General features: G+C 37.1%; 23 protein-coding genes and 1 pseudogene. 19 read left to right on the top strand and 5 right to left on the bottom strand.

The features are described from left to right. The first annotated feature begins 212 nt into the window (after positions 1 to 212). The 5 genes from ACTRWE_RS17435 to ACTRWE_RS17415 all read left to right on the top strand — a co-directional run bounded on the left by ACTRWE_RS17435 (position 213) and on the right by ACTRWE_RS17415 (position 2,590). Entirely contained in the window at positions 213 to 542 is a 330-nt protein-coding gene (locus tag ACTRWE_RS17435) for an HU family DNA-binding protein (RefSeq protein WP_138765413.1), read from the top strand. After that, entirely contained in the window at positions 542 to 934 is a 393-nt protein-coding gene (locus ACTRWE_RS17430) for a hypothetical protein (RefSeq protein ID WP_138765414.1), read from the top strand. The genes ACTRWE_RS17435 and ACTRWE_RS17430 overlap by 1 nt, the downstream gene beginning before the upstream one ends. A 300-nt stretch (positions 935 to 1,234) precedes the next feature. Further along, positions 1,235 to 1,468, top strand: coding sequence for a hypothetical protein (locus ACTRWE_RS17425; protein ID WP_138764852.1), 234 nt, complete (start codon positions 1,235 to 1,237; stop codon positions 1,466 to 1,468). A gap of 113 nt (positions 1,469 to 1,581) precedes the next feature. Continuing rightward, complete coding sequence (locus tag ACTRWE_RS17420) at positions 1,582 to 2,160, top strand: cold shock domain-containing protein (RefSeq protein ID WP_138764851.1); 579 nt, start codon at positions 1,582 to 1,584, stop codon at positions 2,158 to 2,160. Positions 2,161 to 2,281: 121 nt separating this feature from the next. Beyond that, complete coding sequence (locus ACTRWE_RS17415; protein WP_138764850.1) at positions 2,282 to 2,590, top strand: DUF6419 family natural product biosynthesis protein; 309 nt, start codon at positions 2,282 to 2,284, stop codon at positions 2,588 to 2,590. A gap of 150 nt (positions 2,591 to 2,740) precedes the next feature. On the opposite strand, the gene bktB is transcribed toward ACTRWE_RS17415, so the two are convergent. Further along, the gene (gene bktB / locus ACTRWE_RS17410) at positions 2,741 to 3,934 is read right to left on the bottom strand and encodes a beta-ketothiolase BktB (protein WP_138764849.1); all 1,194 of its coding nucleotides are present in this window, start codon (positions 3,932 to 3,934) and stop codon (positions 2,741 to 2,743) included. A 284-nt stretch (positions 3,935 to 4,218) separates the two neighbouring features. Here bktB and ACTRWE_RS17405 point away from each other — a divergent pair, with 284 nt between their 5' ends. Both ACTRWE_RS17405 and ACTRWE_RS17400 read left to right on the top strand, forming a co-directional pair. After that, the gene (locus tag ACTRWE_RS17405; RefSeq protein ID WP_076921292.1) at positions 4,219 to 4,458 is read left to right on the top strand and encodes a hypothetical protein; all 240 of its coding nucleotides are present in this window, start codon (positions 4,219 to 4,221) and stop codon (positions 4,456 to 4,458) included. 44 nt (positions 4,459 to 4,502) lie between these two features. Beyond that, complete coding sequence (locus ACTRWE_RS17400; protein ID WP_138764848.1) at positions 4,503 to 4,685, top strand: hypothetical protein; 183 nt, start codon at positions 4,503 to 4,505, stop codon at positions 4,683 to 4,685. Positions 4,686 to 4,811: 126 nt separating this feature from the next. Here ACTRWE_RS17400 and msrA read toward each other — a convergent pair. Next, positions 4,812 to 5,409 (bottom strand): annotated as a pseudogene (gene msrA, locus ACTRWE_RS17395) (peptide-methionine (S)-S-oxide reductase MsrA). 123 nt (positions 5,410 to 5,532) lie between these two features. Here msrA and ACTRWE_RS17390 point away from each other — a divergent pair. The 4 genes from ACTRWE_RS17390 (at position 5,533) to ACTRWE_RS17375 (ending at position 7,961) form a co-directional block, all read left to right on the top strand. Then, a complete protein-coding gene (locus ACTRWE_RS17390; protein WP_138764847.1) occupies positions 5,533 to 6,132 on the top strand; it encodes a MepB family protein in 600 nt (199 codons plus the stop codon). A 95-nt stretch (positions 6,133 to 6,227) separates the two neighbouring features. Further along, the gene (locus tag ACTRWE_RS17385; protein ID WP_024602486.1) at positions 6,228 to 6,422 is read left to right on the top strand and encodes a CPXCG motif-containing cysteine-rich protein; all 195 of its coding nucleotides are present in this window, start codon (positions 6,228 to 6,230) and stop codon (positions 6,420 to 6,422) included. A 117-nt stretch (positions 6,423 to 6,539) separates the two neighbouring features. Further along, positions 6,540 to 7,145 (top strand): hypothetical protein, encoded by a 606-nt coding sequence (locus ACTRWE_RS17380; RefSeq protein ID WP_076919500.1) that lies wholly within the window; start codon positions 6,540 to 6,542, stop codon positions 7,143 to 7,145. Positions 7,146 to 7,616: 471 nt separating this feature from the next. Beyond that, a complete protein-coding gene (locus ACTRWE_RS17375) occupies positions 7,617 to 7,961 on the top strand; it encodes a hypothetical protein (RefSeq protein WP_138764846.1) in 345 nt (114 codons plus the stop codon). Between the two features lie 39 nt (positions 7,962 to 8,000). Here ACTRWE_RS17375 and ACTRWE_RS17370 read toward each other — a convergent pair whose 3' ends face one another. Continuing rightward, the gene (locus tag ACTRWE_RS17370) at positions 8,001 to 8,204 is read right to left on the bottom strand and encodes a hypothetical protein (RefSeq protein ID WP_138764845.1); all 204 of its coding nucleotides are present in this window, start codon (positions 8,202 to 8,204) and stop codon (positions 8,001 to 8,003) included. A gap of 99 nt (positions 8,205 to 8,303) precedes the next feature. Here ACTRWE_RS17370 and ACTRWE_RS17365 point away from each other — a divergent pair, with 99 nt between their 5' ends. Together ACTRWE_RS17365 and ACTRWE_RS17360 are read left to right on the top strand one after the other, a co-directional pair. Further along, entirely contained in the window at positions 8,304 to 8,813 is a 510-nt protein-coding gene (locus ACTRWE_RS17365; RefSeq protein WP_033103437.1) for a GNAT family N-acetyltransferase, read from the top strand. Continuing rightward, complete coding sequence (locus tag ACTRWE_RS17360) at positions 8,810 to 9,682, top strand: alpha/beta hydrolase (protein WP_462880397.1); 873 nt, start codon at positions 8,810 to 8,812, stop codon at positions 9,680 to 9,682. The genes ACTRWE_RS17365 and ACTRWE_RS17360 overlap by 4 nt, the downstream gene beginning before the upstream one ends. A gap of 333 nt (positions 9,683 to 10,015) precedes the next feature. Here ACTRWE_RS17360 and ACTRWE_RS17355 read toward each other — a convergent pair whose 3' ends face one another. Further along, on the bottom strand, positions 10,016 to 10,537 hold the full coding sequence (locus ACTRWE_RS17355) for a TetR/AcrR family transcriptional regulator (protein WP_138764844.1): 522 nt from the start codon (positions 10,535 to 10,537) through the stop codon (positions 10,016 to 10,018). Between the two features lie 111 nt (positions 10,538 to 10,648). On the opposite strand from ACTRWE_RS17355, the gene ACTRWE_RS17350 reads away from it, so the two are divergent. Next, complete coding sequence (locus ACTRWE_RS17350) at positions 10,649 to 10,831, top strand: hypothetical protein (RefSeq protein ID WP_024602491.1); 183 nt, start codon at positions 10,649 to 10,651, stop codon at positions 10,829 to 10,831. Between the two features lie 96 nt (positions 10,832 to 10,927). On the opposite strand, the gene ACTRWE_RS17345 is transcribed toward ACTRWE_RS17350, so the two are convergent. Then, on the bottom strand, positions 10,928 to 12,136 hold the full coding sequence (locus ACTRWE_RS17345; protein ID WP_462880396.1) for a porin: 1,209 nt from the start codon (positions 12,134 to 12,136) through the stop codon (positions 10,928 to 10,930). A gap of 616 nt (positions 12,137 to 12,752) precedes the next feature. Here ACTRWE_RS17345 and ACTRWE_RS17340 point away from each other — a divergent pair. The 5 genes from ACTRWE_RS17340 to ACTRWE_RS17320 all read left to right on the top strand — a co-directional run. Then, the gene (locus tag ACTRWE_RS17340; protein ID WP_081485471.1) at positions 12,753 to 14,339 is read left to right on the top strand and encodes an ABC-F family ATPase; all 1,587 of its coding nucleotides are present in this window, start codon (positions 12,753 to 12,755) and stop codon (positions 14,337 to 14,339) included. 153 nt (positions 14,340 to 14,492) lie between these two features. After that, positions 14,493 to 14,975: a 5-(carboxyamino)imidazole ribonucleotide mutase gene (gene purE, locus ACTRWE_RS17335; RefSeq protein WP_013464946.1), complete on the top strand. Its 483-nt coding sequence runs from the start codon at positions 14,493 to 14,495 to the stop codon at positions 14,973 to 14,975. Between the two features lie 2 nt (positions 14,976 to 14,977). After that, on the top strand, positions 14,978 to 16,123 hold the full coding sequence (locus ACTRWE_RS17330; protein ID WP_013464945.1) for a 5-(carboxyamino)imidazole ribonucleotide synthase: 1,146 nt from the start codon (positions 14,978 to 14,980) through the stop codon (positions 16,121 to 16,123). A 69-nt stretch (positions 16,124 to 16,192) separates the two neighbouring features. Further along, positions 16,193 to 16,417, top strand: coding sequence for a DUF2798 domain-containing protein (locus tag ACTRWE_RS17325; protein ID WP_013464944.1), 225 nt, complete (start codon positions 16,193 to 16,195; stop codon positions 16,415 to 16,417). 4 nt (positions 16,418 to 16,421) lie between these two features. Then, the coding region (locus ACTRWE_RS17320) for a YeiH family protein (protein WP_462880395.1) at positions 16,422 to 17,205 on the top strand (784 nt) is incomplete at its 3' end.

Below are 17,205 nucleotides of genomic sequence, written 5' to 3'. Positions count from 1 at the left end.
ATATTTATACAGTGTTGGTGTTTTGTCTAATAACATTATTAAAAGTCGTTTTGGTGTATTTTAACAACGGGTGTTTTAAAGCCTACGTAATTTCTTGTTTACATTGAAGTTGTTTAGTGGAATTATTAAGCAATGTAATATACGCCTTTTTGGGGTGTTATAACCCCCCAAAGTGGTGTTCAAAAAGCTGTCATGCAACTTAAGGAGAAGACGTGAATAAATCAGATATAATAAAGGAAGTAGCAGAAAGAACTGGCGTGCCAATATCTGAAGCTAAAAAGGTAGTAGAAGCAACTCTAGATGTAATCTCTGAACACTTGCAAGCAGGTGAAGACGTTAAACTAGTTGGTTTTGGAACTTTTGGTACAAGAAAAAGGGCATCAAGGACAGGTGTTAACCCTCGCACAGGGCAGCGCATCAGAATACAGTCTAGAACGGTGCCTGTTTTTTCTCCGGGGTCACAACTAAAAGCTGTAGCAAGTGCTGGCGATTCCGATGAAACAGATGATCCAGGAGAGTTTGTTACAAGAGGTAAAAAATAATGGCTACCGACAGAGAAAAAAGATTATCCGAAAAAGAAATTAGATCCAAAGGAATTAGTGATTTAACACGCTATATCTCATTTGGTTTAGTCGCATTAACTTATTCGTTATTCACATCAAAAGCAGAGTTTGCAGCAACATTGCTAACCAATCATAAGACATTATTTTTATTAGCCTCATCATTTGGAGCCCTCGCTATTGCTTTTGATTACTTTCATTATTTAAGTGGCTATGTCGCAGTTAATAAAGCGCTTAAAAAAGATAATCATCTTTATGAAAAAAGCTGGCTCTCATATTCGCTTATTAAGCCATTATTTGTGTTGAAACAACTTTTGGCTGTTTCAGGGGTAGTTCTAGTTTGTATTGCAATGGTTAAGAGTACAGTTTCATAACAAGTTGCTTAAACGGACAAAAAACAGCTGGCTTTTTCTCGTTCCTCGCTAATTTTAGCCAGCTATTTTATTGCCGCTTAGCAAAGCGTTATGCAAACCAGGATAAAATCAAAAACCAAATGGGGTCAAATCCAGACATCAAACTCATGAAAAACCAAATGGGGTCAAATCTTGACTTCAGACATCAAACTCATGTGGCAATCTTACAAGCTGCTTTTAAAATAAAATGTGGATGGCTCACTGGCTAATTAATCTGTGAGTTAAATTAAGGAAAAGGATTTTTTATGAAAGGCATTAATTATGAAAGGTATTAAACGTATTTGGTTTTGGTTTACGCTAGTTGTGTGCCCATTGTTAATTATTTTAGGTGTGGCTACCTTTGCTCAGTCATTTGGGCAGTACATGTATTCTCAGCAATTTAGTTTTTCTTCGCTATCTAGTTTTCAAATTGCATTTATAGGTGCTGGGATTTGTGCGTTTTCTGTATTTTTAAGCACATTAAAAGAAGCAAAAATACGCTTTTTTGCAAAATGAGTTAGTTAATAAGGAAAACTATGGTTGTTGGTGGGTTCGCCAAGGTTTGTTTGGTTTTAAGCCTCTTTTAAAACGGCTGTAAAATTAACAGTTATTAAATGGACGATTCAAGGATGAACAAAGGATTATTAAAATCGTGGAATGACGAGAAAGGTTTTGGCTTTATTAAATCAAGCACACTGCAACACGATACCTTTATACACATATCGTCGCTCAAACATATGAGTCGTAAACCTAAAGTGGGTGACATTATCTATTTTGAGGTTGCGACTGAGCCTAACGGTAAAACTAAAGCTGTAAATTGCCGTATTGAGGGCGTACTCGCACAACCACATATAAAAGCTTCATCAAGGCCGGTTAGAATAAGTAAAACCTCAGGTAAGTACTCACCTTTAATGAAACTTATAACACTTGGTATTATTTTTAGTATTGGTTTTAGTGTGTATAAAACCGGTTTTTTAAATACCAAGCAAACACCAGTCGTAACTAATGCTAACTTAGAGTCATTTATGCCCGCGAGTTCAAGCTCACTTAATAAAACACCACCAACATTTCGTTGTGATGGCCGCCAACATTGTAGCCAAATGACCTCGTATGCAGAGGCATTATTTTTTATTCAACATTGCCCAAATACCAAAATGGACGGGGATAAAGATGGCGAGCCTTGTGAACGGCAGTTTGGGAATAGGTAGTTTTTATATTGGGGTTATTAATAAACTAAAAATTAGTTGATACCTGTTAAGTGGAATACGATTTTTAGTAATACAGTTATAAATAGCTGGTGGATTAAAGCCATTTATCATGGAGGTTGTTATGTTTAAAGTAATAATTGGATGTGCTGTTATATTTTCGTTTGTTTGTATGTTACTCGCCGCCGCACCTTTTACGCCTGCAATATCAGGATCATTTATTATGCTTTTATTTGCTGGGGCTATTGGATACAAGGGCTACCTGCAATCAAGTTTGATACTGCTGTTAATTAATACGCTTGCGGTTATTGGCAGCCCAGCTACAGATATAGACAACACTGATACATTACTGTTTTTACCGATATTATTTTCAATCTCATTTGGTGGTGTTTTATTAGGCGTAAGAAAGTTAACTTTAAAACACGATTTGTAGACGAATGGCTTGGTGAGGTTTGAGGTAAGCTTTTTGTTATTAAGCAATAAGGTGTAGCAGCGCTTTGCTCCCTGTTTTTTCTCTAAAAGCAAAGCGTCTGTTATTTCTCCTTGTGAATAAAGCCCTTAAATAGCTATTACAAACTTAAAGTTAAAGCGCTTCAAAAATGGCTGCAATGCCTTGCCCGCCACCAATACACATTGTGACTAGCCCATATTTGCCTTGAATTCGTTTGAGTTCATACAAGCATTTGGTTGTTAGTATGGCACCCGTTGCGCCAACAGGGTGGCCTAATGCAATGGCACCACCATTCGGGTTTACCTTATGGGCAGGAAAGTTTAATTCGTTTGCAACGCACAGTGCTTGTACTGCAAAGGCCTCGTTAGATTCAATTACATCCATGTCGTCAATGGTTAAGCCTGTTTTTTCAAATACTTGCTGTACTGCAGGAATTGGGCCTGTCCCCATTAAAGTAGGATCAACACCCGCTCTGGCATAACCTACTAATCGACCAAGCGGTTTTAAGCCTTGCTTATTGGCTTTTTGCTCAGACATGAGTACCAACATGGCCGCACCATCGTTTATACCTGATGAGCTTGCTGCGGTAACGGTTCCATCTTTTTTAAAGTAGGGCTTTAATGTAGCGAGCTTATTGGTTGTGGTATCGGCTCGCACGTGTTCGTCAGTATTAAAAATATGAATGCCACTTTTTGATTTTATTTCAATAGGGAGTATTTGCTGTTTAAAATGGCCTGCAGCAATTGCTTTTGCGGCTTTTTGGTGGCTTTTTGCTGCGTAAGCGTCTTGCTGGTCGCGGCTAATAGTGTATTTATCTGCGATGTTTTCAGCAGTTATTCCCATCGGGTTATTATCCCATGGGTCTTGTAATGTGGAGGTGAGTTCATCTTGTATGATGCTATTGCCCATTTTTTGCCCCCAGCGATTACTTTCGAGGGTATAAGCTGAGCTACTCATGCTTTCAGCTCCGCCAGCAAGGGCTGCATCTACATCACCTAATTGAATTTGTTGTGCGGCTTGTATAATGGCTTCAAGGCCAGAGCCACATAATCGATTAAGCGTTACTGCGTGACTACTAATAGGCAACCCAGCATCTAGCCCAATGACTCTTGAAAGGTATGCGTCTTTAGGACCGTTATGAATTACTTTACCAACGACAGTTGAGCCAACTTGGTTGGGTGATAGCTTGGCTCTGGCTAGCGCTTCTTTTGCACAAAGAGTGCCTAGCTCGGCGGGCGTGAAATGTTTAAGGCTGCCACCAAAGCTGCCGATAGCGGTACGAACTGCGCTTAATATAACAACGCTATTGTTATTAAGTTTTGTCATTATTTTCTCTTATTATTTTTATGTTTATAACCACTTTGTGCCGAGCTGTGTTGAGAAGAGCCAAAGAGGTTAATAGTTTTATTAATGCATCAAAGCATAACTTTTCAACAAACTAAAGGACAAGCTTAAATGCCTTATTTGCAAATTTAATCATGGAAGTGTCTGAGATTTTTCGATTGAAACAATCCGTAACATTTAACTTTAACGATATAATAGACATGTAATAAGCTAGCTATTACGATAAGCAAACTTATTAAAAAACGTTGTAAATGCAAGGAGTTATTATGGAAGATAAACCTATTGATAAAAGTATGTTTGAGTCTTTTTTTGGTGAATATTCATGGATGTTTAAGGGGTGTAGCATTGTTGCGTTTGTAATGAGCGTATACATCAGCTTTAATACTAAAGAGTATATTTGGACGCTTCTTATTAATGGCGATTTTAATTCTACAATGTTGGTTATGGTACTCGGTTACTTGTCTGAATTTAGATATCGCTTTATTAAAGAATCAAGAAATAACTGATAGTTGCTAATTCAAACTATGTTATTAAGCACTGGGTATTAAAGATGAATGCGTTCATAAAATGGTTGATTTTAGCTGCATTAATTATTGCTGCTATTGCCTGTTATTCTTATGGTAGCACTACTGGCTTATTTATTTTTATTATTGCGGGCTTTGTTTTTGAAATGGCATTTTGGTTTAAGGTGTTTCCTATAAAAAGAAATCATCATGATAGGAAGCCTATTTAACCGTCTTAAAAAATGAATTTTTAAGTGGGCTTGCAGCTTTGAGAATAGAATAAATAATTAGTCTGCTATTAGTTTGCTTAAATATTAGAAAGACTGCATTTTTTGCAGCCTTTTGGGTTTATAAACTCAGTGGGTAACTTTATCGCCCCCAAATGTCTTCCAGGCGACTATCACGGCCACAACGCCAGCGATAGGTGTTATAACGAATAGGGTTATTTTTGTAATAATCTTGGTGATAACTTTCATCGCCCTTTATAGGGTAAAAGGTTTTAGCATCGAGAATAGGGGTTACCACTGTTTGCTCAGGAAATTCGTTAACTACCGCTTGTTTAGATTGCTTAGCTAATTGTCGCTGTTGCTCATTAGCAACAAAAATCGCACTACGGTAGCTTGGGCCTTTATCACAAAACTGACCTTTTGCGTCAAAAGGATCAATATTCACCCAGTAATGGTTTAAAATATCTTGATAGCTTAATACATTAGTGTTGTAGGTAACCAGAACAGCTTCGTAGTGGCCTTGGTGATTACCATTGTAGGTTGGATTTTTAAGTTCACCACCAGTAAACCCTGAGATCACATCGGTTACACCTTCGAGTTTTTCAAAGTCACTTTCCATACACCAAAAACAGCCACCGGCTAAAATAGCTTGTTCGGTTTTAGCGTATGTTAATGAGCTAAACAAAATCCCCATAGAGGTCAATGCTAGCGCTAATGTGTGTTTCATAAAAATGTTCACCTTTAGTTATGTATAAATACTTGTATAGTAAGACCCGCTAACTTTAAAAACTCTTTCATTACAAAGTTGCTTAAGGGTTTGAACTCACTTTATATAAAACGGATGCGAGATATGAAAAGTTTAATGACGAATGATCATTTGCATGATGAATTATTAATCATTTTACAAAACAACTTTGCTCCCTCAGGGTATAAACTACCAAACGCTGATGAGTTGATACCTCATAATCAAAATGCCCAATACCATGGCTATGCATTTACTTTAAACCAAAAACGTATAATTTACAGAAAAGCTAAAATTACACCCGACAGACCTGGCGCTTTTTTAGCACTATGGAAACGCTCAGCGGATTTGAGTAATTCTAAACCAATTCCATTTGCCAATGAGTTTGACTATTTATTAGTAGCTGTTTCAAGTGATGGATTAACCACTATTAATAACCAAGTAGCAAATATACAAAAAGGTTTCTTTTTATTTCCGGTTGAGTTGTTAGTTAAAAAAGGCATCGTTACAGGTAGAAACCATAAAGGCAAAACGGCTTTTAGAGTATTTCCGCCTTGGAGCGAAAGTAGGGCATTAAAAGGGACTGGCGCATTTAGTAACTCTGCTAAAGTTACTCAGCGTTGGCAATGCGATTATTTTTTAAATCAGAACCAACATGGCTTAGTTGATTTAATTAAGTTAAACAATATTTTAGCTAACGCTGTTTAAATTTGAATTATTAAGTCACTCTACGAGCATTGTCATATATAAGGTTGTTTATTAAAGTGAAATTATAACCTTATGTAAATTTGAAAGGGGAAATCATGAACCAGTTAACCGAAAAGTCAATTAGTTGTCCTTACTGTGGTGAGTCAATGGATGTATTAATTGATGTAGCCGACCTTGATGAGCAATACATAGAAGACTGCCAAGTATGCTGTAAGCCTATTACGTTTGTGGTATTTGATGATGAAGACGAGCTTGGCGTAAATGTGTATAGCGAAGATGACGCGTTTTAAAAGGCAAATATGAGATTTTTAAAAACTTCTCTTCAACTTTATGAAAATTAAACATTGACAATATTTAATGTTCTTTTTACTCTTGAATATAGGTACAAAATTTTAAAAGGAATTAAGATGGAAACTCGTGTTATTAGATCACAAAAATTATCACTCAGGGAAAAGAAAAGTTTAGAGATACAGTGCAATAATAGATTGAATTGGACTGATGGTGGTCATTGGATGGGCGTAGGTAAAGCACCAGACTGTGATACTAGAGAGCGTTTAAAAAGTAAGTCTTCTCACACACTAACTTTTCCAACTGATCAGTCAGCTAATAAATGGAATTCTGAATGGGAGAAAGTCATTAGACACGGTGGTTACCTAGCTTCTGCATTGCTAGGTTTAGGAACGGGCTTTATAGCAACATCAACTGCATCTTTTTCAGTCTCCGTAATTTCTGGTGTTGTTCTTGGAGAAGCGCAGGCTTCAGTAATTTTTCCAAGAATGGAAAGGGGTTGGAGTTACGAAATTATTTTTGAATATGATTTTTCTTGGTCACCTCACCCTTTCTTTGGAAATAGACTAATCCAAACTATCACTGGAATTTCGAGAGATCATCAGGGGAAAGAAGTTTTAGTAAATTCTAATACACAAAAATATGATTTGGACCAGCTACCTGATGGTTTAGGGCGACTTTTAGCAAGTTCTCCACCTAAAGTAACGTCGTCGGTTTATAGTTGACTTATTTCTAAATTAATTAAAGATTGTTAACTAAGCAATCTTTAATTAATGAGATCTGCTAAGAATAATCCAAACTAAAAAGTTCCTCTTAAATCACAAACTGGTTATGTATGATCCCTAAGTGCTTAAAATGTTCTGCTAATATTTCATTATCGTGGTTTACTATATCTTTAATGACGACTCGTTATAGATGTACAAGTTGTGGCTCATTGCATGAATTTACAAATCGTCACCGTTACTTAGGTGTCTTTTTTGTTTTGCCATTGATTCTTTTAGTTAATTTGACGGAGAGTTTTATAACTTCAAATGTGCTTAGGGTGATTTTATTAATTTCCGTGGCTGTTTTTATCATGATCTTAATACCTGGACAACACCAGTTAAGTGTAAAAGATGATTTGGAAATTAAAAAAAAGAAATAAGTTGTCATATCTACAGATATTACATTAACACACGATCTATATGGATATAAAAATGCATAAAATTATAATATGTCTCGCTATTTTAATTACGCTGATCTATTCACCTATACTTTATTCGAAAGAGAATGATATTCAGTTTAAATGGAAGTTAATTGAAGTTATTGCATCAGATATAGATACAATAAAAATTGATGATGGTAATTTTTTTAAAATTGATAACTCAGGTATTCTCCAAATAATGAAAAAACATGGGAATAGATACTACCCTTACACAAGGGAAGGCAAAATATTACATGTAACTTCGGGAGAAGTAGTCAGAAAATGGGAAGTGCTACATGTTGATGAGCATAACCTACGTCTAGACTCCCCACTCGGTATTTATGTTTTAAAACGTTAATAATGAAAATTTTTAATGCCTTTTTCTATTATAAGTACCTTACTGATTTTGCTGTTCACGTGCCAATTGGTTAGGCAGCAACTCCTCTACAATTTCTCTCGCTGGTAAGGTGTAACGTACACCATCAAACATAACCGACGTAAACTCGTTAATATTAGTAATGCCGGTAAGGGTCCAACCTTCACCACGTTTTGGGCAGTAAACAGTAGTAGTTGGTTGTATTACTTTAAAATTGTCACTCATAGTTTATCTCAATTAATGCTTGTGAATACGGTATGGTAAGTTAATAATGACGCTCTATAAAGTGCTATTTAAAGCGCGTTTACTTTATTTGGCGTAGGCATGTTTAAAACTATAAAATTACCCCGCGTTACCTTACGTTTAATTACCCACAAACACGGCGCAGCGCTATTAACAATTTTAAATAATCCACTCGTTTATGAGTTTAATGACTATAAAACACCTTTAAACAAAGACCATATTAAACAATTAATTCAAGATGATATAAGCGGATATTACGAAGGTGAAGTGATTCGACTCGCTATTGAACATAATATGAGTGGCAAACTACTGGGTACATGTGGCTTATATAAAATATGTAAACAAACCAAAAGTGCTTATTTGGGCTTCGAACTCGATCCTTTTTATTGGCAGCAAGGTTTAATGCAAGAAGTGCTGCGCGGTTTTATGAGCCAGATACCGAGTGTATTAAAGATAGAGCAATTATATGCAGAAATTCACGGACATAACGTTCGTAGTTATAATTTACTGACTAAGCTTGGGTTTGTGTTAAACGAGCAATTAAACAATGGTATTTGGCATAAGCAATTAACTAAAATGGGTGACGCATGAGAATAAAAAAAGCGATTATTTTAAATGTGTTGCTTGCTGTTAGTGTATTTGGGGTTACAACAATTGGGTTTAGTTATTACAAAAATGATGTATCAGATTTTGTTGATGTAACCCTAGATTCAAAGGTGCTTAATGAGTCTCGTAAGGTATTTATAAGGTTCCCCGATGATTTTGATAAAAATAAAGCGTATCCACTTATTATAAAAACAGATGGTAATTTTAATTTAGCTAATTGGGATAAAGCGCTAAAAGCATTAAATCCTGAAAGTATATTAAATGAGGCTATTTTAGTTGCTATACCTAATCAGTTTTTTACTGATACCCGAAATCGTGATCTTGTACCACCTTATGCAAGGAAGGACGTAAATACAAATCCTCGACCTAAACATGAAACTTCGCCAGAAATTTTTGGTAAAGCTGATTTGTTTTTAGCTTTTATAGAGCAAGAGCTACTTACTTATTTAGAGGCTAACTACAGGTTAACTGAAAACCGTATATTAACGGGATTTTCGGCAGGGGGCAGTTTTACTTTATATACGCTGCATACCAAACCAATGCTATTTAATGGTTACTTTGCATTTAGCCCTGCGGCTTGGTATGACGATATGACCGTAGTAAATCATCTTAATACCTTTTTACAAGTTAAAACACAGAGCTACTATAGACCCGCCTTATTATATTTTACTGTTGGCAGGGCTGAGCATAAATTAATGCTTGAGGCGTATAATAACTTGGAGCAAAGTTTAGTAAGCCATACTAGTAACTGGTTAGTGTGGGGCAGTAAAGTAAACCCTGATGCAAAGCATAATGATAATCCAGCATTGAGTATTACGGGGGCTTTAATGGCCTATGATGAATTTATTAATTAATAATATTGTTAAACTTTAATTAAGAGTAGTACTAGCAAAACGGCTTAACTGTATATATGTACAGTTAAGCCGTTTTGCTATAAATTATTTTATGGTGTAAATGGCTGGTGGATGTAAGGTAACACATGTAAGAACTCATCATACTTAATTGTGTTTAAATGTAATCTTAGCAATGGCGTAATATAAATTATCGATTTACTCATAAGTGGAGTGGTGGGTTTATAACGCTTATTGAGTTTGGCTATCTGGATCGTTAAATAAAGAATTTAAATAACAAAAAAGGTGGGCGGTGCTTTATTTATATCAGCACCGGTCTATACGTTTAGGACTTAATTACAAAAGCGCTATTTTATTACTTAACTGTCTAAGCATATTTTCAGCATTTGGTAAGGGATCGTTTAACCCATCTATTAAGGTCATAAAATAACAGTCCATCATTACGCTTGCTTTTGTTTCATCAAACTTCGGTTGTTCACTAAAAAGCAGTTGTTTAAACTCATCCATCTGCGCTTTAAATAAAGACGTTCTCCAAATGATGTCGCTAATTAATAGCTTACTAAATTCACTATTTTCACAATAAAAAGAATAAAGCGGATGAGCGTAGTGACGTAACTTTAATCGAGGGGAGTGCTGCGTATCTAACTGCTTTGCTTGGTTAATAATAACGGCTATTTGTTGTTGCATACCGGCCATCAATAAATCAATTTTATTTTCAAAATGACTAAACACTGTACCTACAGCAACATTGGCTGCAATCGCTATTTCTCTTGTTGATGTGTGATCGTAACCTTGCAACAAAAATAATTCCCATGCTGAAGCTAAAACTTTATCGCGTGTCTTTTCTTTTTTACTCATTATATTTCAATGCTTTACTTGTTTGTTAAATAAAAGGGCTAAATCATTATTTGATTAATTGAGTGCGCTCAATTAATATTATGAGCACGCTCATTTTTATAAGGATGTTACATGAAGTTTATCAAACGTGTTATTGGTTATGTACTTTTTATTCCACTAATTTATTTTTATTCTTATTTGCTAGGGCCAATATTAAAAGCAGTTTTAGTCCCAGGAGGGGTTGCTTTTTTATGGCTTATTCTAGGGCCAACAGAGGGGACGCGTGCGTTAAAAAAAGCATTTAAGAAAAAATAGCTCAAGTTTCAACTAAACAAATCGAAAAAAAGCCCTGCTATTTTGCAGGGCTTTAAGTTTAACTTTGTGATTTTAAGCTTGAAAGCTCAACTGATATTAAAGAACGTATCTAAAACCAAAAGCAATACCGTCATCTTCAGATTGCTCCATTAGCGCTTGCTGCTGTTTATTATTACTTTCAAAATCACCAAAGTCTTTACGTGCTTCTACATAAAGTTGTGTGCCTTGGTCAATTAAGTAATGCACACCAATAACTGCAAACTGACGCTTGAATACATCGTTAGGATCGGCGTTAAAGTTTGGTTGAATTACGTAGTCATCACCTGCATCAAATAAGTTATAGGCAATGAATGGTCTAAAATCGTTATCAAAGCGATAAGACACAAATGTTTCAATACCAATAGCATCTTTAATTAAGCGACCAATGTTATCTGTATCGTGGTTTTCGTTTTTGTTAATATTAGCTGCTACATATAAACCTGGCGCATCAATATTGCCCCAAATAATACCTGCACCATAAATTAAATCGTCAACAGAGCGGGTTGTGCCGTCGCCATAGGTTAATTCAAACTCACCGCGGTTAACACCGGCAGTCAGTTTTAGCATATCACTAACGTTATACGTAACTGCGCCACCAAAGGTGTAGTTAAATTCAACTTGCTGTGCAGCAACATCACCAGACTCAAAATTTGCTTGGCATTGTGATTCTGTAATATTACTTACGTCACAAGTATAAAAAGCGCTGTTTTTCAACTGAGTTTGAACACTAAAGTCAAAGTCGTTGTAGCTATTACGGTATTGCAGTGTTTTATCACCACGACCAGTACCATTTACTGCACCATCGTCTTTGTTGTAAGTGTAAACACCGGCAGCGTTACCATCCCATACATAGCTGTAGTTTGTTGCATACACAACATCAAACCACGCACCCCATTGTTTACCAATCGTAATTTGACCGTATTTATCGTGTTTAAGTCCTGCATAACCTAAACGATTATATAAAAACTCATCCTGAATAGATTCAAAACGGTTGTTGTATACAATATCGCTACTGCCAACAGGGTTTACGCCCCATTCAACACGCGCCATTGCTTCCCAGCCGTTTTTTATTTGGCGTTTAAAATCAAAATTAATTCGTGAGGCACCATTGACGATTTCGTTTTGACCTTGAGTATTTATCACTCGTGCATCAATATATCCGCCTACTGCGACTATATTTTTTTCATCCTTAAACACTTCTACTGCTGAAACACTTGGAGCAGCTAAAATACCCGCAATTGCTAGCGATACTAATTTTCTTTTCATTGTGTGTGCCTTGCCTAAATTAAAGGCGTTTTTATAATTACTAAATTCGAAGTCGTGCAGACTAGCAAAGCAATAAAAGGCTCAAAAGTGAAAAATTATCAATGACAATTAGCACAAAACACGCAGCTTGTTCATTTTAAGTTAATGCTGTTTTTATTTTGTAGCCGTATAAACTGCCATTTAATTTTGGAATAAGACATTAGGCTTAAATGCAGGAGAGGGGATATTGAATTTTTTTCATAGTTGCGCCTGTCGGCATGGGTAGAGCTAAAACTCTAATACTATAAAAGGAGTTAATATAGCCGTATTAATTGTTAATAAAAGTAAAATGCGACCAAGTCGCCTGTAAACGCGATTAAATAATTTATAAAGGTTTTATGCTAGTTGTTTTTTAATAAACATTTTTTTACTGCATCAACAGTACAATAATGAGTTTTACCCACCTTTTCAGCACATTTACTCGCCCAGTACTTTGGCTATTTAATTGCTTTTATAGTTAATAAACAGCCACCGTTTACTTTGAGTTTGGTGCTATAAACTTTCATAGAAAAAAACGGTGATTTGGTTTAAACTGCGCGCAATTTAAATACTTCAGTCTCCCTTGGAGGGTAGCGCTATTATTAGTACAGCTAACATCACCATGCAATTTGGTGCTAAACCGTTATTTGAAAATATCTCAGCTAAATTTGGCGAATCAAACCGTTATGGTTTAATTGGTGCTAATGGTTGCGGTAAGTCGACCTTTATGAAAATCCTTAGTGGTGAATTAGAACCATCTTCGGGTAACGTAAGTACTGATCCAAATGAGCGCGTTGCTAAACTAAACCAAGATCAATTCGCCTACGAAGAATATTCTGTTATTGATACCGTGATTATGGGTCATAAAGAATTGTGGGATATCAAACAAGAACGTGACCGTATATATAGCCTACCTGAAATGAGTGAAGAAGACGGCATGAAAGTAGCCGATCTTGAAACTGAATTTGCTGAAATGGACGGTTACTCGGCTGAATCTAAAGCGGGTGAGTTACTATTAGGTGTGGGTATTGCTACAGAGCAGCACTACGGACCTATGTCAGAAATTGCACCAGGTTTTAAACTTCGTGTGCTTCTAGCTCAAGTTTTGTTTTCAGACCCTGATATCATGCTGCTCGATGAGCCTACCAATAACTTGGACATTTATACAATTAAGTGGCTTGAAGATGTATTGAATCAACGTGACTGTACCATGATCATCATCTCGCATGACCGTCACTTTTTAAATTCGGTATGTACGCACATGGCCGATATTGACTACGGTGAACTACGTATTTACCCGGGTAACTACGATGAATACATGTTTGCAGCTACTCAAGCACGCGAACGTTTATTAAGTGAAAACGCCAAAAAGAAAAGCCAAATAGCAGAGCTTCAACAATTTGTATCGCGCTTTTCTGCCAACGCATCAAAGGCAAAGCAAGCCACTTCACGTGCAAAACGAATTGATAAAATTCAATTAGACGAAGTAAAAGCGTCGTCACGTCAAACACCGTTTATTCGTTTTGAACAAGAAAAGCAGTTATTTCGTAACGCACTAGAAATGACTAGCTTATCGCAAGGTTTTGAAGAAACTTTATTCTCAGGCCTTGAGGGTTTGGTTGAAGTAGGTGAACGCATTGCTATTATTGGTGAAAATGGTGTGGGTAAAACAACATTATTAAACACTTTAGCAGGACGTTTAGCGCCTAAAAGCGGTGAGTTTAAATGGTCTGAAAATGCAAACATTGGCTACTATGCACAAGATCATGCCGATGAGTTTGAAAAAGACATGAATTTGTTTGAGTGGATGGAGCAATGGCAACAAGAGGGCGACGATGAGCAAGTTGTTCGTAGTTTCTTAGGTCGTATGTTGTTTTCACAAAACGATATCAAAAAATCTGTAAAAGTTATCTCAGGTGGTGAGCAAGGTCGTATGCTGTTTGGTAAAATCATGATGCATAAACCAAATATCTTATTAATGGATGAACCGACTAACCACATGGATATGGAATCTATAGAAGCGCTTAACTTAGCACTTGAAGCATATGAAGGTACCTTGATGTTTGTATCACACGATCGTCAGTTTGTATCATCAGTTGCTACCCGTATTTGGGAAATTAAAGACGGTAAAATAATCGACTTTAGGGGAAACTACAGCGAATATTTAGCGAGTAAAGAAGCTTAATTACTGATTGTTTCGCTGTTTAAAAAAAGCCATGTTTAACATGGCTTTTTTATTGCCTGTTGGTCGCATTAGTGCAGCATTTAAGTATATAATACCCGCCATAAAACCGGACATAAGTCCGCTATTTTTAAAATACATTACTGAGGAGTATTTATGACTGTTGGCATTATTATGGGTTCTAAATCAGATTGGCCAACCATGGAACACGCCGCCCTTATGCTAGAAAAATTTGGCATTGAGTATGAAACTAAAGTGGTTTCTGCCCACCGCACTCCTCAATTACTTGCCGATTACGCAAGTTCAGCCGCAGAACGCGGTATTAAAGTTATTATTGCAGGCGCAGGTGGCGCGGCGCACTTACCGGGAATGGCGGCAGCGTTTACATCTCTGCCAGTTTTAGGCGTACCCGTTAAATCTAAAGCGCTAAACGGTGTAGACTCTCTGTTATCTATTTGCCAAATGCCAAAAGGTGTTGCGGTAGGTACTCTTGCTATTGGTGAGCCCGGTGCTGCAAACGCAGGTTTATTAGCAGCACAAATTTTAGGATGTCAAAATCCAGAAATATTCGCAAAAATCGAAGCGTTCCGTAAAGAACAAACTGAGACTGTTTTAGCTAACCCAAATCCTGCAGAGTGATCATGAATATTTTAATTTTAGGGGCAGGGCAGCTAGCACGAATGATGAGTTTAGCTGGTGCACCGCTTAATTTAAATGTGGTTGCTTATGATGTAGGCAGCAAAAAGATTGTACATCCGCTTACAAACGAAGTGTACCCAACAACGCTCGAACAAGCGATAGAAAACGCTGATGCTATTACGGCCGAGTTTGAACATATTCCAGATGATGTACTTACACAGTGTTGTAATAGCAATAAGTTTTATCCGGGCAAACAAGCCATTAAAACCGGTGGCGACCGTGCGCTTGAAAAAGCGCTCCTAGATAAAACCGCGGTCGCATGCGCGCCATATCAATTAATTACAGAAAAAGCGCATCTTGAACTCGCGGTTCAAACACTTGGTAAGCCATTAGTCATTAAAACATGCCAAGCGGGTTACGATGGTAAAGGCCAATGGCGTTTAAAATCAGACGATCAAATTGAGCAAATTTGGGCTGAAATGGCTGATTTTATTGCATCAGGCACTGAGCACGCTCCGCACACCATAATTGCAGAAAAAATGATCCCGTTTGATCGTGAAGTCTCTATTATTGGTGCGCGCGATAAACACGGCCATGTTGCTATTTATCCATTAACTGAAAACGAGCACACCGAGGGTGTGTTAACGCTTTCGGTTGCAGGTATAAACAATAATAGCCAACTAGAGCAACAAGCAATAACGGCATTTACCCGAATTGCGAATGAGCTTAACTATGTTGGTGTACTCGCCATTGAGTTTTTTGATGTGCAAGGTACATTACTGGTTAATGAAATTGCGCCGCGAGTTCATAACTCAGGCCATTGGACGCAACAAGGTGCTCATTGTTCGCAATTTGAAAACCATATGCGCGCTGTTGCCGGCCTACCTTTAGGTAGTACGCAACTTAAGCAGCCTACTGCTATGATAAATGTATTAGGCCAAGCACAAATCCCTACTGATGTGTTAAAAACAGCAGATGTTACCAGCCATTGGTACGGTAAAAGTGTAAAACCTGGTCGCAAAATGGGCCACATTAATGTATCTGCTGATAATTTACAGCAATTAGGTGAACGCCTTGGTGAACTCGCAATGTGTTTACCAGAGCAAGATTACCCCGGTGTATTAGCTACCAGCAAATCGCTATTATAAGTTAAAAAACAAAGCGATAAATTGAACTTAACTTCAATATATCGCTTTACCTTCTAAAGGTTCTTTTCAATGATCCATCCAAAGTTTCGTACTATTGTGTTTGCCTTTTTTATGGCACTTTTCATGTCAGGTTTTATGTCGTTAGTTATTTCTCTATTTAATGTTGGTATGGTCGATAACATCGTATCTATCTGGCTTAAAGCGTGGTTATTTGCCTTTTGTATTGCCTTTCCAACGGTTATATTTGTTGCCCCCGTTGTCCATAAACTGACTAATAAACTGATTCGCGCTTAACGTTATGATTATCGCTAAATTACATAAACCTGTATTTATAATATTACTGGCTTTGTGCATCACTCCATTTATTGGCGCTGGTAGTGCCTTGGTTATAGGGGCGTTATTTGCGATTACCTTGGGTAACCCGTTTGCTGAGTTATCACAAAAGGCCAGTAAATGGATGCTAAAGTTGGCGGTTGTGGGGTTGGGGTTTGCTGTTGATTTTAATCAGGTAATTGAGGTTGGTCGCAGCTCTTTAGTGTTAACAATTGTCAGTATTACTGCCATAATTGGGCTTGGCGAAATTTTAACTCAAGTGTTTAAACTTAATCGTAACACAGGCGTGTTAATTTCCTTTGGAACCGCTATTTGTGGTGGTAGCGCTATTGCGGCCATGGCACCGGTTATAAAAGCTAAAGATCATGAAGTGGCTGTGGCGCTGGGTATCGTATTTTTACTCAATGGTGTAGGGTTATTATTATTCCCTGCAATTGGGCATTATTTTGAATTAACCCAAGAGCAGTTTGGATTATGGGCTGCACTTGCAATTCATGATACCAGCAGCGTGGTAGGTGCATCGGCTACTTATGGTGCAGTGGCACTGAGCATAGCAACAACAGTGAAGCTTACTCGTGCTATGTGGATTATTCCATACACTACGCTTGCGGGTGTGTTTATGCGCTCAGATGAAAAGGCGAGTATTCCATTATTTATTGTAGGCTTTTTATTAGCCGCATTAATTAATACCTATGTGCCGTCGCTTTCATCTTATTGGGAGTTGATAAACATTGCAGCGAAGCAAATAC

The sequence above is a fragment of the Pseudoalteromonas sp. G5_S1_54_S4 genome (assembly GCF_054968565.1).
This window is presented reverse-complemented; position numbering and strand designations above follow the sequence as displayed.

What these genes read in the sequence shown, in the direction of transcription:
- ACTRWE_RS17390 (WP_138764847.1), top strand. Translation starts at nt 5,533, where the DNA reads ATGAAAAGTTTAATGACGAATGATCATTTGCATGATGAATTATTAATC.
- ACTRWE_RS17430 (WP_138765414.1), top strand. Translation starts at nt 542, where the DNA reads ATGGCTACCGACAGAGAAAAAAGATTATCCGAAAAAGAAATTAGATCC.
- bktB (WP_138764849.1), bottom strand. Translation starts at nt 3,934, where the DNA reads ATGACAAAACTTAATAACAATAGCGTTGTTATATTAAGCGCAGTTCGT.
- ACTRWE_RS17330 (WP_013464945.1), top strand. Translation starts at nt 14,978, where the DNA reads ATGAATATTTTAATTTTAGGGGCAGGGCAGCTAGCACGAATGATGAGT.
- ACTRWE_RS17380 (WP_076919500.1), top strand. Translation starts at nt 6,540, where the DNA reads ATGGAAACTCGTGTTATTAGATCACAAAAATTATCACTCAGGGAAAAG.
- ACTRWE_RS17365 (WP_033103437.1), top strand. Translation starts at nt 8,304, where the DNA reads ATGTTTAAAACTATAAAATTACCCCGCGTTACCTTACGTTTAATTACC.
- ACTRWE_RS17425 (WP_138764852.1), top strand. Translation starts at nt 1,235, where the DNA reads ATGAAAGGTATTAAACGTATTTGGTTTTGGTTTACGCTAGTTGTGTGC.
- ACTRWE_RS17405 (WP_076921292.1), top strand. Translation starts at nt 4,219, where the DNA reads ATGGAAGATAAACCTATTGATAAAAGTATGTTTGAGTCTTTTTTTGGT.
- ACTRWE_RS17420 (WP_138764851.1), top strand. Translation starts at nt 1,582, where the DNA reads ATGAACAAAGGATTATTAAAATCGTGGAATGACGAGAAAGGTTTTGGC.
- purE (WP_013464946.1), top strand. Translation starts at nt 14,493, where the DNA reads ATGACTGTTGGCATTATTATGGGTTCTAAATCAGATTGGCCAACCATG.
- ACTRWE_RS17360 (WP_462880397.1), top strand. Translation starts at nt 8,810, where the DNA reads ATGAGAATAAAAAAAGCGATTATTTTAAATGTGTTGCTTGCTGTTAGT.
- ACTRWE_RS17355 (WP_138764844.1), bottom strand. Translation starts at nt 10,537, where the DNA reads ATGAGTAAAAAAGAAAAGACACGCGATAAAGTTTTAGCTTCAGCATGG.
- ACTRWE_RS17385 (WP_024602486.1), top strand. Translation starts at nt 6,228, where the DNA reads ATGAACCAGTTAACCGAAAAGTCAATTAGTTGTCCTTACTGTGGTGAG.
- ACTRWE_RS17325 (WP_013464944.1), top strand. Translation starts at nt 16,193, where the DNA reads ATGATCCATCCAAAGTTTCGTACTATTGTGTTTGCCTTTTTTATGGCA.
- ACTRWE_RS17415 (WP_138764850.1), top strand. Translation starts at nt 2,282, where the DNA reads ATGTTTAAAGTAATAATTGGATGTGCTGTTATATTTTCGTTTGTTTGT.
- ACTRWE_RS17370 (WP_138764845.1), bottom strand. Translation starts at nt 8,204, where the DNA reads ATGAGTGACAATTTTAAAGTAATACAACCAACTACTACTGTTTACTGC.
- ACTRWE_RS17350 (WP_024602491.1), top strand. Translation starts at nt 10,649, where the DNA reads ATGAAGTTTATCAAACGTGTTATTGGTTATGTACTTTTTATTCCACTA.
- ACTRWE_RS17345 (WP_462880396.1), bottom strand. Translation starts at nt 12,136, where the DNA reads ATGAAAAGAAAATTAGTATCGCTAGCAATTGCGGGTATTTTAGCTGCT.
- ACTRWE_RS17400 (WP_138764848.1), top strand. Translation starts at nt 4,503, where the DNA reads ATGAATGCGTTCATAAAATGGTTGATTTTAGCTGCATTAATTATTGCT.
- ACTRWE_RS17375 (WP_138764846.1), top strand. Translation starts at nt 7,617, where the DNA reads ATGCATAAAATTATAATATGTCTCGCTATTTTAATTACGCTGATCTAT.